Consider the following 14,743-nt stretch of genomic DNA (forward strand, 5'->3'; position numbering starts at 1 on the left):
CAAGGATGAACACTCCCACAACGGTAAAGCGACAGCTCTTGGTGCAAGCATTTTTAGTTTTCTTTGTGGTTCACACAAACCAGACTGGGGTTGGAATAGCAGGGGTAGAAAGAATTATTTTCTTTGAGGCCAAACAGGATGCATGGATCTCTCTGATTATCAGTTATTCAGGAATGGCTCTTACCATTGCTGCGATGTGCTATATATTAAGGACATTTAAAGATAAAGACCTATTTGACATCCATGTATCCCTATTCGGCAAATTGTTTGGAAACATGATGAACATACTTTACATCACGTATCTATTGGCTGGACTATTAGCCATTATACTTGGTTATTCGGAGATTGTTCAGGCATGGATCTTCCCTGATATGAAGACCTGGGTGATTTCCTCCTTTCTTCTCATTCTTACCATATATGGTGTATTTGGGGGAGTACGAACCATTGTAGGTGTTAGCTTTATTACTTTCTTTTTAGCTATATGGCTGCTGTTGTTGATATATGAGCCGATTCGATTTATGGATTGGACCAATTTCCTTCCAGTATTGGAGGCATCCCCCAAGGAAATATTGAAAGGTGCATATAAATCATCATTTACTGTACTAGGGCTTGAAATTTTATTTTTCATCTACCCGTTTATCAGGAATAAGGAAAAAGTTCATTTTTATGCCCAAGCAGGCGTTCTCTTTACCTTTCTACAGATTCTTCTATTAATGGTCGTGTCCATTGGTTATTACAGTGGTGAGCAGCTTGAAAAGACAATCTGGGCAACCCTCTCCCTGTTTAAGATCATTCAATTTCAGAACCTGGAGCGCTTTGAATTTTTTGCTGTTTCCATGTGGCTGGTAATCATTCTGCCAAACATTCTATTGATGATGTGGGCGGCAAGCAGAGGCCTCAAGAGAATCACGAAAATTAAACAAAGAAAAATAGTGGTGGGATGTGCGGCAGTATTAATTGTATTAACTTCCATATTCAATAGAAGAGTTGAAAATAATGAATACATTGATGCGGTTGGACTATATGGATTCAGTATTGTTTTTGTCTATACCGTGATTTTGTTTATAATCGTTTTTATCCGTAATCGATTCTTGGCAAGGAGGGGGACGGGATGAGGCAAATTAAACTTATATGTATAATGGCCAGTTCCATCCTGTTGAGTGGTTGCCTGCAACAGAAACCATTGGAAGAGCTAGGGTTGGTTACTGCAATGGGCTATGACAAAGAGGATGAGCAGCTCCGAGGAACTATCGTCTACTATGAATTCGATCCGCTCCATACAAATGATTCCAAGATGGTTTCTACGCTTGCGAATACAAGTAAAGGGATTCGTCAAAAAGAGAACCTTTCATCAAGCAGAAAACTGGTATCAGGCCAATTAAGAATCGCAATCTATGGGGAGGATCTGGCAAAGGAAGGGATTATTGCTTATATCGATACACTTTCACGAGACTCTGAAATAGGAACAATGGTCTATTTGTCGGTAGCTGAAAACTCCGCATATGATCTAATAAACAATTCCCAGCAGTCAGATGAGATAACAAATGTAGGTACGTATCTATATGACCTGATAAGCCAGAATGTGGAAGCCGAATCACTTGTTTCCCCGACCCTCCATGAGTTCATGCAATGCTATTACAGTGAAGGAAGGGATCCGTTACTGCCGTTGCTGGACTTCTCAGATGATACGCTGCAAATAAAGGGTCTTGCATTATTTAAAGATGATAAAATGAAAGGGTTAATCGATACAGAGAAATCATTCTATCTAAAGCTATTATTAGAACCGTACAGAGGGGGAACGATTGAAGTTTCACTCCCGAAAAAAGAAATGGAAAAGCACATCAAAAAGAGGGAACAAGTCCAAAATGAATCTGAAAACCTGTTTGTTTCACTAGATCATTTGGAAAGCTCAGTGCATATAAAACTCGACGATGCAGAATCCAATCATTATAGAATAAAGGTGGATTTGGTTACAAGAATGCAGGAAATCTCTGAGGATTATGATCTTGGAAATCCAAAATCCTTAATAGTTTTGGAAAAAGCCATCGGCAAAGTGATGAAAGGGAAAATGGAAAAGTTAATAACCGATTTTCAAAGTCTCGGTGTAGATCCTGTCGGTTTTGGCAACTACTATAGATCAAAGGTCGGATATGATAAGTTTACAAGGGAGAAATGGGAGGGCATCTATCCAGAAGCTACTTTTACCATCGAAGTGAAATCAGAAATATTGCGTACCGGAGTTATGGATTAGGAGGGCAGAACTAGCCCTCTCTTTTTTGTTGAGAAAATTAGAATTGAAAAGTAAAAAATATTGGAAATGTTTGAAACCTTTTACGACCTATTTCGTCAAAGATATAGTTATCCACGTAAAACTGCTTTAAAATGGAAATATCAAGGATATAAAGAGAAAAGTTTTTATGATTAATAGGGGGAAGCAACTTGAGAAATATAGAGAGTATAAAAAAAATCATTGTCTTATTATTATTTTGTCTTGTTCTACTTCCAGGAATGCCGAGTGCGGAAGCAAAGCTGGAAGTGAAAATCGAATATGGTGTGGACAATAAAGTCCAAATGGGCAGAGGCCATACTGTAAAAATAGAAATGAAAAATAATGGCGATGTGGTAAAAGGCGACTTGGTCATATTCACTAGTCCTACATATAACATGGCAGGCAGCTATGTCATTCCGGTGGAGCTTGAGGCAGGCGGATCAAAGGTTATCGAATTGTCAGTCAAAGGCAGTACAGACCAGTATTCCTACGGCTATTCAGGGAAACCCACTGATGCTATAAGCTTCTACGATGGCGGTGTGGAAAAGGGCATGGAAGTGAAGCTTAGTGGCAATGCAAATGCCAAGCCCCGCTTTATGGCAGATAACCGTCTGATATTAGGTGTACTAAGCAATAATCACGATGCAGTAAATTATATGAAGCTGGTAAAATACCAGAATGAAGCGATGGAACTTTTAAATATCAAACAGGAAAATATTCCAACCGAATCATTCGGCCTGGAAATGTTCGATGTCATCATGATACATGATTTCCTTATTTCTACCTTAACTTCAGCACAGCAGAATGCTCTAAAGGAATGGGTCATCAACGGAGGCTCTATCGTGTATGATTCCAAGATCAACATGGCACAGGATTTTGGGGAACTGACCGATTTCCTTTTGCTCGATCCTAGCAAAGAAACGAATATTTCATCCATCGATAACGAGAGTGCTTTTCCTAATCTTCCTGTCTTTACTGGGGAAATGAAGCAAAATGATGTACAGGTGCTTGTAAAAGAGGGAGATACACCATTGACCATCATGAAAGCTTTTGGAGCAGGTACGGTAACTCAGGTGACTAGCAGCCTTTCAAATCCAGAGTGGAGTGGTTGGGATGGTGTAGGATCATGGTGGAACAGTGTCATGCAAAAGGCATCTTCCAAAAATGTCGCCACATATAATGCACCTCTTCTTGAAGAGCTATCCCATCAACTGAGCGCAATAGGAGAAACATTTCCGGGTTCCATTGTTTCCGTCCCATTGCTGATCGGGGCATTTGTTCTTTATCTCATCATATTGATTCCTGTACTTTATATCATTTTAAAGAAAACAGATAAACGGGAACATGCATGGTGGATCATCCCGGGTATTGCATTATTTACAAGTGTAGTGGTATTTGGAATCGGTGCAAAGGATAGAATTTCCGGCACTCAAATCAATGAATCCAGCATCCTTGTATTGGAAAAAGATTCAAAGTTCGCTTCCGGATTCGGTGTGGCTTCCATCTTGACAAATAGTGGAGGCAAATATCGGGTGGAAACGGAGCATGAGCAGACAGATTTTTTTCCGGTGACCTATGGATATAACGATAATATAGATCTGATGAAAAATTATGCTTATTTGCAGGCTGGCGAAAGTGGTACAGATATCACATTCAACAATGTAGAATACTGGTCCATCCGAACAAGTGTGGGAAATGTAAATAATGTGGAGCTTGGGACTTTGGAATACGAAATGACAGTAAAGGACGGAAAAGTAGTTGGAAATATCCAGAACGGTCTAGCCTATGAATTGAAGAGTGCCTATATACTATCAGGAACAAACGCTCAAAAACTGGGGGATATCAAGGCCGGCGAAGCAAAGCAAATAGAATTCGATATACCAAAAGGAAATATTGCAAATGTACTAGCTTCACCGAATTATGCGGCAGTATCAAAAGCCTTCCCTAATTTTGGCGCCAGCATGTACCAGCACGGGGGACCTGTACAGATTGAAAAGTGGGAGCTGCAATCCTATAAGCAATTTCAAATGCTGGATATGTTACTGAACAGAAAAGATATTTTTTCCGGGACCGATCAGCCCGTCCTTGTAGGATATATCACACAGGACTTACTCGGGACTAAGGTTAATGGGAAAAAATCAAATAACCATTCCTTGCACTTAGTGGCAATACCAGTAACGATTCAAAATGAAGGATCGGGAAGCTTCAGTTTTACAGAGGAGCAATTCAGTCCAAAACTTACGATAACAGAAGGGGAGACTGGTGACATATATCATAACGGGTTGGAATACGGGGAGCCATTTATTCACGTGAGTGATGGAAGCTATACCCTTTCCTATCAGTTGCCGGAGATGATTGCCAAGGAACGGGATAGTTTCAATAAACTGAAGCTTAAGCTGAAGTCAAGGGACGTAAATCTGGAGTATTTCATTGTTAATCAGGAAACGAAGGATCTCGTACCTTTAGATAACAAGAGCAGCATAACCATCGAAGAAAAGGTGAAAGATTTTATTTCTAATCAAAACGGCATAGAAATAGTCATTAAGGCACCGGTTAACTTTGAAGATCAATTGGAAATTCCGGGAATCGGGCTAGAGGGAGAGTTAGGTAAATGATAGAAACAGTCAATCTTACAAAAAAGTATGGAAAATTTACAGCTTTGGATTCATTGAATCTGAAGGTGGAGAAGGGTACTGTATTCGGGTTTGTGGGACATAATGGTGCCGGCAAATCGACCACCTTTTCGATTCTCTCTACTCTTTTGGCACCAACGTCCGGAACTGCATATGTAAATGGTTATGATGTAACCGAAAATCCAAAAATGGTACGGAAATTCATTGGTTATATGCCGGATTTCTTTGGTGTTTATGATCAATTCCGTGCAGATGAATATCTAGACTTTTATGGAGCAAGTTACGGAATTCCATATGAGGAGAGGCAGAAATTGATTCCGCAATTATTGGAGCTTGTAAACTTGACTGACAAAAGAGATGCTTACATTGATGTGCTCTCCCGTGGAATGAAGCAAAGACTTTGCCTTGCCCGGGCACTGATTCATGATCCCGAAGTACTGATTCTTGATGAACCGGCATCCGGACTCGATCCGAGAGCAAGGATTGAGATGAGAGAGATTTTAAGGGAACTGAAGCATATGGGGAAAACAATCATGATATCCTCTCATATTTTACCTGAGCTTGCTGAAATGTGTGATGAAATTGGTGTTATCAATGGAGGAAAGCTGGTGGCGACTGGCAGGGTGGAGCAAATCCATCAGCAGCTACAGGCAAACAAGGTATTAAAGGTCCTCGTAACTGGCAATATGGAAGGAGCAATACAATATTTTGAAGACTGTCCTTCCGTGTCCAACATCCAGATCAATGAACAGAAGGAAAACCTGCTCTCCTTCTCCTTCGAAGGTACAGATGAGGAACAGGTGCAACTTCTTAAAAATGCGCTTGGAAGAGGCATCATGATACTAAGCTTCAGTCAGGAAGAATCCAATTTGGAAGACATCTTCTTAGAAATAACAAAGGGTGTGGAATAGATGAGGTCACAACTGATAAACCCCATGTTGAACAAAGAGTTCAAATTACGTTTTCGAAGCTTTAAAAGCTTTCTGGGGATATTCTTCTATTTAGCAGTCCTAGGCTTGATCGCATTGTTTTTCATTTATATGGAAACACGATACAGCTCCATGGGGATGTTCCGTCCCGAAAACAGTAAGAATATGTTCATGATATTGGCTTTTGTCCAGCTTGCGCTTATCTTCTTTATGACACCAGGTCTTACAGCGGGTATCATCAGCAGCGAAAGGGAGAAACAGACCTTGAACATATTGCTGACAACCCAGCAGTCCTCCACAAGCATTATCGTCAGCAAGCTTGCATCGTCGCTGTCCTTTCTATTATTAATTGTCTTATCAAGTCTGCCTTTGTATAGTATCGTGTTTCTGTTTGGTGGCATCTCTCCAAAACTGTTAATTATGACATTTGGAATCTACCTGCTTTCCATGGTCACATTAGGGAGCATAGGGGTATTCTTCTCCACCTTCATCAGAAAAACAATTGTTGCCATGGTCTGCACATATGGAGTAGCATTCTTTTTTGCAGCAGGCACCGCTGTTATCACCATGTTTTTAATGAGCTTCCTCTCATTCGGCGGTACTGGAGGAGGTCCATTGGTCAACCCTGCACCATATTTTATTGCAATGCTGAATCCATTCGTATTATTGATGCTGGTTTTTGAACCAGGATTCGAGATGGAATTCCAACGTGTGACTGGTGTGGAAACATCATTGGGACTCGGGTTTATTCTCTCCTATATCATTTTATCTATTGGGTTGGTCATATTGAGTATTCGAAAACTGCGTCCAAATATGAAGCCACACAAAAGGAAGGGAAAAAATGAAGGATAAAGAACAACTTATTGTTTTTCTTCGTTCAATTAGAAAAAAACTGCGGATTCAGAAGATTTCAAAGCAGGCACAGCTGGCTTGGTTCTTCGGTTCCTGCGCATTTCTCCTTATCGTTTTGGTTGGAAGATTTATTGTGACACCATTCATGTTGGAAAAGGCATTAATCCTTGGGGGAATTGTCTTCTTTGTATCCCTCCTCTTTTATTGGAGAAAAAGGCCGTCCACATACGATGCAGCCAGGTTTTCTGATCAGGTACTGAAAGAGGATAGGCTTGTCACAACACTTGATTATGCCGAAGATTCCTCCTTCCTGGCAGAGCTTCAAAGAAAGGAAGCTCTACAGCATCTCAGGCAGCATGAAAGGGAGATAAAGGATATCAGGTTGACGCATTTCTACGGGAAAATCATGGTAACATCCATTGCAACTATTTGTTTAGCCTTACTGCTGCTTGTGGTGCCAAATGCAAAAATGCTGGAAGCGGAAGCAGTTGAGAAAAGGCAGGAAATAATTGAGGAAACGAAGGAAGAATTGAAAAAAGCTGCTGAAAATGAAAAAGACAGACAAGGGCTAAAAGAAGAGCTGGAAAAATTAAAAGAACTGGAAAAATTGGATGATCCCAATGCACTCTTAAAAGAATTAATGAAAAATGAGAACGAACTTAGTGAAAAACTGAAGGAATTAAAAGAAAAAGAACAAAAATTAAAGGAACTCGCAAAGAACAGTCCAGAGAATGCAATGGCAAACCTTGCATTGAAAGGTAAAAATACTGAACTGCAAAAAAGGCTAGACGAGCTGAAAGAAAACTCGGAAAATCTCTCCGAAGTGGAAAAGGATGAACTGAAGCAGTTGGCTGAAAACCTCCTGGATAAAGAGGATATGGACATGGAGGAATTATCGGCGGAAGAACTGGCAGCGTTAATGGAACAGCTAGAGGAGCTTTTGCAGGACGCGGCCTCCATGGAGCAGCTTGAAAGCCTGCAAAGTTCCCTACAGTCTGCAGCAACAAATCAATATGCCAAAATGTCACAGGCAGGAATGAACCCTACGAAGCTTACGCTTTCCAATTCAAAGCAAAACAATCCCTCCACCCAGACTGCGCAAGGTCAGCAGGGTCAAGGTCAAGGTCAAGGTCAAGGCCAGGGTCAAGGCCAGGGCCAGGCTCAAGGTCAGGGTCAGGGTCAAGGCCAAGGCCAGAGTCAAGGCCAGGGCCAGGCTCAAGGTCAGGGTCAAGGCCAAGGCCAGGGCCAAGGTAGTGGGAGCGGAACTGGCGGCGGTGGAACCGGAGCAGGTACCGGTGCTGGAAAACAAACCCTAACTGTTCCATCCTATCTTGCAGGTGAAGGTAGAACGGAAACGGACTCAGGGCCAACTGGGCAAGGCAGCTCCAATTTTGAGGATGCACAGGATTCACCTGTGTTGAAAGGCGAGGTCCGCAATTACGATGAAGTATATTCTTCCTATGAAAAGAGCTATCGGGAATCCTTGGATCGCATGAATCTGCCATCCAAGCTTGAAGATATCGTCAAACAATATTTTAGTGAAATGGATCCGAAGGGAGTCAATTAAGTGATAGGTCTGGAAGAGAAAGAGAAGGAATTAAAGTATTATCAGGATTCATTATCAGAAATACAAAAGGAAATAAGTAAAGTGATTGTTGGCCAGGAGGAGGTCATTCAGCAATTGCTGTGGGCGATAGTATCGGACGGTCACGCACTGCTTGAAGGTATGCCCGGTGTCGGAAAGACGATGCTGATCCGTACCATTTCGGAGGTGCTTGATTTCCGATTTTCGAGAATTCAGTTTACCCCGGACCTTATGCCATCAGATATTACTGGTACAAAAATGATTGAAATTCACGACACTGGGAAGCAATCCTTCGTCTTCCACGAAGGTCCCATTTTCTCCAATATCGTTCTGGCAGATGAAATCAATCGTGCCACACCCAAAACCCAGAGTTCATTGCTAGAGGCGATGGCGGAGAAGACCGTCACCATCATGGGGGAAACCCGTATGGTAGCCTCTCCTTTCTTCGTCCTGGCGACACAGAACCCTATTGATATGGAAGGAACTTACCCTTTGCCGGAAGCCCAGATGGACCGATTTCTATTGAAAATAAACATGGATTATCCCAAAAAAGAGGAGCTCTATGAGATTATCAACAGGACGACAGGAACCTCTTCCTATAAGGTAAGTAAACTGCTCGATACAGAGAAAATGCAGAAAATCCAGTGTGCCGTTAAAGAGATCCTAGTATCAAAAGAATTATTGGATTATACGGTGAACCTTATTATGGCTACACACCCTGCAGACGAAAATGCCAGTGAGATGGTTAAGAAATATGTCCGCTATGGCGTAGGGCCCCGGGGTATCCAAAGCTTGATTAAAGTGGCAAAAGCGAGGGCTTTCTGTTCAGGCCGTTACCACATCTCTAAAGGCGATATCAAGCATGCTGTTTTCCCGGTTCTGCGACACCGCCTTTTTTTGAATTTTGAAGGGGAAGCATCAGGAGTGGAAGAGGACACCATTCTGGAAGATGTTATCAACCACATGGATAAACGCTTGAATGCAAGGTAATAGCGAATGTTAAATGGATCTATTACTAAGCAGCTTCAGTCCTATTCCCTTCAGGCGAGCAAGCTGAAAAGAAGCTGGCATAAAGGTACCCGTAAATCAAAACGGTTTGGTGCTTCCCATGATTTTTCCGACTATAGGATCTATCAGCAGGGAGACGATCTACGTCAGGTGGATTGGAATATCTATGCCAGAACCCAAAAACACTATATTAAGAGATATTTAGATGAACAGGAACTCATTGCCTCCATTTATCTGGATTGCACATATTCCATGTCCATTGTTCCTGAGAAATGGAAATTGGCGAAAACACTTGCTGCCTCATTTGCCTATTTGGGTTTATGCCAGGATGACAGGGTTTCAGTAATTGGTGTACATGGAGAGCAGTCTCCTTATCTGTATCGAAAGGGGAAAGCACATCTGTTTCAAATGATGCAATATGTGGAAGACCTGAGTCCAAAGGAATCATCATCTCTTTTTTCTGAAGCCGTAGCGGGCTATGTGCAAAGGAAAAGCAGTATATCCATTGTGATCAGTGACCTGATGGAGCCGCTGGAGTCCATCTTCCATGTCCTTAAGCTGATACAGGCAAATAGGCAGCAAATCTACCTCATACAAGTACTGGACCGGGAGGAGTTAGATCCTAGCATGGAAGGTGATTATATGCTGGTGGATAGTGAGACAAAACAGGAGGTCAATGTAACGATATCTGATTATACGAAAAATCAGTATAAGCAGAGAATGAAAAACAGGATGGAAGCCCTTGAAAGCTTCTGTTATGAAAGAGGCATTTCCTATATAACATGCAGCACACTGGAAACCGTCGAAGATATTCTCTTTAAAAGAATGACCTCATTAGGTTGGATTAGGTGATATAAATGGGATTTACAGCACCGCTATATTTTTTTCTCACTGCTTTTCTGCTCTTTGTCATCTTTTTGTATTTCTTTAGAAAGCAGTATGAAAAGAAATCAATTCCTTCTGTGCTTCTATGGCAGGAATGGATGAATGAATTCGAGGCACAGGCTTGGTGGAAGAAGCTTCAACATCATATTCTTTTATATTTGCAATTATTGGCACTCCTATTTCTCATTTTCTCGCTCGTTCGGCCATACTTCGAGAAAGAGGGAATCGAAGGAGATCATTTCGTTTTTATTTTTGATACATCTGCAAGCATGACAGCTTTAGCAGATGAAGAGAGTACCAGGTTTGAACTAGCGAAACAAGAAGCCCTGGATACCTTGGAAGAGCTAGGTGATCAGGCTGTAACGATTATTGTGGCAAACGATACACCTTTGATGATAGAGGAGAGGGTATCCTCCAAAAGGGAAATAAGAAGGCACCTGGAAGCTTTAACTCCTTCCTATTCAACGGCAAACCTTACAGATTCCATCGAATTGGCAAAGAGTTTGATGGGGGAGGAGCAGGGACAGATTCATGTATTTTCAGATAATCTATCAAAGAGTACAGACATTTCCTTTCACAAGAACACAAGATTTGCCGCACATAATTTTGGTGAGGAGCATCCGAACCTTTCCCTTGTAACCTTCGGCGTAAGTATGAATGATGAAAAGGTTATTGGTGTAGCAACAATTAAAAATGAGAGCAAGGTACAAAAAGAAGTCATCTTGAATGTGTACGGGGAAGATGAAAATCTTGTGGAAGTGACAGAACGATTAGAGCCAAATGAAACGAAAACCATATACTTGGAGAACTTATCACAAGCAAAGATCTATCGCGCGGAAATCAGTGGCGACACTCATTACGTTTTGGATAATGAACAGTATGCCTTTCTTTTGGATCAAAACAGGTCTACCATCTTTGTTCACGAGGCTGTTCATCCATTTGCAAGAAAGGCTTTGGAGATTGCCAGCTCCCAAGTTATTCACCTTACCTCCAATTCTATAGTTCCAAAAGATAAGGAAGGAGTACATTTTATTAAAGGCTTGCCAATGGATGAGTGGCCGGATGGACCAAAATTCATCTTTCTTCCCATGGGAACTTCCCCAGAGGTGAAGGTGGAGCTTGAAGGGGAAGTAAGCTTTGATCAGAATCATCCTCTATTAAATATGGTGGAAATTGATAAGGTATTTGTTCAGTCTGCCTACAGCTCCAAAATAGAAGGTTTGAGTGTATTGGCGCAAAAGGGCAATATACCATTACTGCTTGAGGGAATGTATGATGAATATCCGATTATTGTTCAGACATTCGAACTAGATGCAAGTGACTGGCCATTGCACCCCAGTTTTCCTTTATTTTTATATAATGCAATCGAGCATCTGACAGCGGGACAGGAGCTAATGGGCTATTATTCTCCTGGTGATTGGCTTGAATATATCCCTGCATCAGATACATCTTCAGTGGAAATTGTCAATGATAAAGGTGAAGCAGTAATTCAATATAAGGATTTTGATCAGAACCTGCAGCTTCCGATTCAACCGGGACTCTATACGTTCAAAGAGGTAAAGAATAGTACTACTAAAGAAAAATTACTTACAGTCATGCTGGACGATGAGGAAAAAACGATTGTTCCAGAAGAAAGCTTTTCCCTATCTTCATCAAAGGCCGTCAAGGTGGACGAAGGCACTTCTAGTAAGGATGTAACCTATATATTCCTGATATTAGGCTTGCTTGTACTGCTTGTGGAATGGGAGGTATATAGACGTGCAGTTGCAAATTGAACACCCTCTCATGCTATTATTCTTAATACCTGTCATCATCAGTCTGGTGCTATCCTGGCGCAAAAAGAAACAGAAAAGGAGCAAGGATTATGTAATTTTCAGCCTAAGGAGCCTTATCTTTTTTCTTATTATCATTGGACTTGTCATACCTTCCCTACTCTATCCGGTAAAAGGAGTACATACGGTCTTTGTCCTGGATCAATCAGAAAGTGTCAAACGGTTGGAAGGGGAAATGCTGGACTTTCTGAACCGTTCAATCGAGGCGAAAGGGGATGAAGATTCCTACGCCATCATTACTGTAGCTGATAAGGCAAGGCTGGAACGCTCATTTTCCCGTGAAAAAGATGAAGTGCAGACCGTTTCAGTAAATGAGGAAACGAATTTCACCAATCTGGAGGAGGGAATCAAGCTTGCTTCAAATTATCTTCCGAAAGATTCCAAGGGTAGAATCGTCCTATTGACAGATGGTGTGGAAACGAACGGAGACAGTCTCAGACAGGCGGAGCTTCTCTCATCAAATAACATCGAATTTGATGTCAGGGCCTTTCAGCCACCAAATGTCCATGATGTTTCCATCCAATCCTTTACTACTCCCCAAAATGGTTTTGAGGGGGAGGCGGTTCCTTTTCAGGTGTCTCTAGATTCGAATTTTGATACGACTGCAACACTGCAGATATCACTTAACAACGAAATGGTCATTCTAGAAGAGATAGTGGTAGCTAAAGGGATGAATTACTATTCCTATCAAGCTCCATTAAAAGAGCCGGGACTTTATTCCTTTAAAGCTGAAATTATTCCAATAGATGATAAAATTGTGGAAAACAATCTTTCCCATTCGATCACTACTGTCAACGGGCAACCGAAAGTGCTGTTGGTCGATCAGGAAGCACAAGGAGAGAAAGTTTATCAGGCTCTGACTTCCAATGGGTGGAGAGTGGACCGGATTCAACCGGAACTTTTACCGACCAATCTGGCAGGATTTCTGGCTTATGAAAGCATCCTTTTCCATAATATATCTGGCCATCATTTAAGTGAAACCCAGATGAAATTGATGGAGACGGCAGTAAGAGATTTTGGTGTCGGATTCATCATGACCGGTGGAGACGAATCATACGGATTGGGTGGCTATTTCCAGACGCCAATCGAGAAGATACTACCTGTAGACATGGATGTCAAAGGTAAAAAGGAAATCCCTTCGCTCGGTCTGGTTATCGTACTTGATCGTTCAGGCAGTATGATGGGGGAAAAATTCGAGTTGGCTAAAGAAGCAGCTGCCAGGTCTGTTGAGCTATTAAGGGAAGATGACACCTTTGGATTTATTGCATTTGATACGGAACCTTGGTCTGTGGTAGAAACAGCTCCAATAATGGACAAAAAAGAAGTGATTGAAACCATCCGATCCACTGCACTAGGCGGAGGTACAGATATTTATCCTTCTTTAAGCCTGGCATATGAACAACTGAACAAACTAGATCTTAAAAGAAAACACATTATTCTGCTTACAGATGGACAATCTCCGGATGGTGCGTATGAAGAGCTGATTGAGGAGGGTCTGGCGAATAATGTAACGTTATCCACTGTTGCCATCGGAGGAGATGCAGACATTAGCCTCCTCGAGGAACTTGCAGGTTATGGCAGCGGGAGATTCTACGAGGTTTATGAGGCGAGTTCTGTACCGAGCATCCTGTCGCGTGAAACAGCTTTAACAACAAAAACATATATTGAAGATAACCCGCATGTTCCGTTTGTAACATCAGGCTATGATTGGTCCACGCGTTTTTCTGGAGGTACTCCAACGATTAACAGCTATATTGCGACCACTCTTAAATCCAGGGCAGACCAGATCATCAGCAGTGAAAAGGAGGATCCAATCCTTGCACGGATGAACTACGGTTTGGGAAGAACTGTTGCCTGGACCTCAGATGTATCGGGAGCCTGGAGCGGAGGTTTTCCAATCTGGAGCGAATGGACCGGCTTCTGGAACGAGATCGTCACATGGTCCCTGCCTTCCTATGAAAAAGGAAATTTTGACATTCAGACAAGTGTATCGGGTGGAAAAGCCACCGTAAGAGTGGAGGCTGCCGAAAATAAGCTCCTTCCCCTTAGTATCAGTGTCTCGAACAACAAGGGTGAAATAATAGAGAAAGCAAAAAGTAAATTAATAGGGCCAGGGCAGTATGAATTGGAATTTCCTGCTCTACCGGAAATCTATTTCTTGAATATCAGCCAGGAAGAACAAGGAGAAACGGTGAACACCTATTCCACTGGTATGGTGGTTCCCTATTCTACAGAGTTTGAACAAAAGCCTATCAATCAGGATCTGATTGAAAAACTGGCTTCCATCAATAACGGAACGATATTAGAGGAACCAACCGAGTCATTCAGACCTTGGCACAAGAACTTATATCAAAGTCAGTCCGTTTGGAGCCCATTTATCATCTTTGCTTTTTTTCTTCTGCTGTTGGAGATCTTTATTAGACGGTTCGGACTGTCACCGTTCTTTTATCTGAAAAGCAAGGTTATTCCTAAGAAGAAAACTGCTGAAATGAGAGAAAAGAAACTTCCTTCCATAAAAGGGAAAGAACCCAAAAAGGCAAAACCAAAGACAATCCTAAACACCCAGGAAATCAGGAAAGAGAACCTTGTTTCCAGTGAACCAACAAAAAAACCTAATACAGAGCAACGTCCAACAACTGAAAACAGCAGTCCCACCGACAAAGAAGATCGCATGGCACAACTATTAAAAGCCAAAAATAGAAAAAGAAAAGGTTAACCCCAGCGGTTAATCTTTTTTTAATGAAGGTTCT

General features: G+C 41.8%; 10 protein-coding genes. All 10 read left to right on the forward strand.

Going from position 1 to position 14,743, the window contains the following annotated elements; genetic code table 11:
- The first annotated feature begins 5 nt into the window (after positions 1-5).
- The 10 genes from ACQCT5_RS05765 to ACQCT5_RS05810 all read left to right on the forward strand — a co-directional run bounded on the left by ACQCT5_RS05765 (position 6) and on the right by ACQCT5_RS05810 (position 14,709).
- Positions 6-1,115, forward strand: coding sequence for a GerAB/ArcD/ProY family transporter (locus tag ACQCT5_RS05765; RefSeq protein ID WP_499639874.1), 1,110 nt, complete (start codon positions 6-8; stop codon positions 1,113-1,115).
- Positions 1,112-2,251: a Ger(x)C family spore germination protein gene (locus ACQCT5_RS05770; protein WP_499639876.1), complete on the forward strand. Its 1,140-nt coding sequence runs from the start codon at positions 1,112-1,114 to the stop codon at positions 2,249-2,251. The genes ACQCT5_RS05765 and ACQCT5_RS05770 overlap by 4 nt, the downstream gene beginning before the upstream one ends.
- Before the next feature lie 188 nt (positions 2,252-2,439).
- Complete coding sequence (locus ACQCT5_RS05775; protein ID WP_499639878.1) at positions 2,440-4,884, forward strand: DUF8725 domain-containing protein; 2,445 nt, start codon at positions 2,440-2,442, stop codon at positions 4,882-4,884.
- Complete coding sequence (locus tag ACQCT5_RS05780; protein WP_499639880.1) at positions 4,881-5,813, forward strand: ABC transporter ATP-binding protein; 933 nt, start codon at positions 4,881-4,883, stop codon at positions 5,811-5,813. The genes ACQCT5_RS05775 and ACQCT5_RS05780 overlap by 4 nt, the downstream gene beginning before the upstream one ends.
- Positions 5,814-6,683, forward strand: coding sequence for an ABC transporter permease (locus ACQCT5_RS05785; protein WP_499639882.1), 870 nt, complete (start codon positions 5,814-5,816; stop codon positions 6,681-6,683).
- A complete protein-coding gene (locus ACQCT5_RS05790; protein ID WP_499639885.1) occupies positions 6,673-8,250 on the forward strand; it encodes a DUF8809 domain-containing protein in 1,578 nt (525 codons plus the stop codon). Before ACQCT5_RS05785 ends, ACQCT5_RS05790 begins: the two co-directional genes overlap by 11 nt.
- Positions 8,251-9,258, forward strand: a complete 1,008-nt coding sequence (locus ACQCT5_RS05795; protein ID WP_499639887.1) for an AAA family ATPase — start codon at positions 8,251-8,253, stop codon at positions 9,256-9,258.
- Positions 9,259-9,264: 6 nt separating this feature from the next.
- Entirely contained in the window at positions 9,265-10,128 is an 864-nt protein-coding gene (locus ACQCT5_RS05800; RefSeq protein ID WP_499639889.1) for a DUF58 domain-containing protein, read from the forward strand.
- A 5-nt stretch (positions 10,129-10,133) separates the two neighbouring features.
- Positions 10,134-11,936 carry a vWA domain-containing protein gene (locus ACQCT5_RS05805; RefSeq protein ID WP_499639891.1) on the forward strand — a complete coding sequence of 601 codons (1,803 nt, stop codon included), beginning with the start codon at positions 10,134-10,136 and terminating at the stop codon, positions 11,934-11,936.
- Positions 11,920-14,709: a VWA domain-containing protein gene (locus ACQCT5_RS05810; protein WP_499639893.1), complete on the forward strand. Its 2,790-nt coding sequence runs from the start codon at positions 11,920-11,922 to the stop codon at positions 14,707-14,709. The genes ACQCT5_RS05805 and ACQCT5_RS05810 overlap by 17 nt, the downstream gene beginning before the upstream one ends.
- The last annotated feature ends 34 nt before the right edge of the window (positions 14,710-14,743 follow it).

It is taken from the genome of Sutcliffiella halmapala (assembly GCF_050107295.1).
GTDB lineage: Bacteria > Bacillota > Bacilli > Bacillales > Bacillaceae_I > Sutcliffiella_A > Sutcliffiella_A halmapala_A.

Excerpts from the sequence above, each read along its gene's own strand:
- ACQCT5_RS05765 (WP_499639874.1), top strand. The coding sequence starts at position 6 with ATGAACACTCCCACAACGGTAAAGCGACAGCTCTTGGTGCAAGCATTT.
- ACQCT5_RS05770 (WP_499639876.1), top strand. The coding sequence starts at position 1,112 with ATGAGGCAAATTAAACTTATATGTATAATGGCCAGTTCCATCCTGTTG.
- ACQCT5_RS05780 (WP_499639880.1), top strand. The coding sequence starts at position 4,881 with ATGATAGAAACAGTCAATCTTACAAAAAAGTATGGAAAATTTACAGCT.
- ACQCT5_RS05785 (WP_499639882.1), top strand. The coding sequence starts at position 5,814 with ATGAGGTCACAACTGATAAACCCCATGTTGAACAAAGAGTTCAAATTA.
- ACQCT5_RS05790 (WP_499639885.1), top strand. The coding sequence starts at position 6,673 with ATGAAGGATAAAGAACAACTTATTGTTTTTCTTCGTTCAATTAGAAAA.
- ACQCT5_RS05800 (WP_499639889.1), top strand. The coding sequence starts at position 9,265 with ATGTTAAATGGATCTATTACTAAGCAGCTTCAGTCCTATTCCCTTCAG.
- ACQCT5_RS05805 (WP_499639891.1), top strand. The coding sequence starts at position 10,134 with ATGGGATTTACAGCACCGCTATATTTTTTTCTCACTGCTTTTCTGCTC.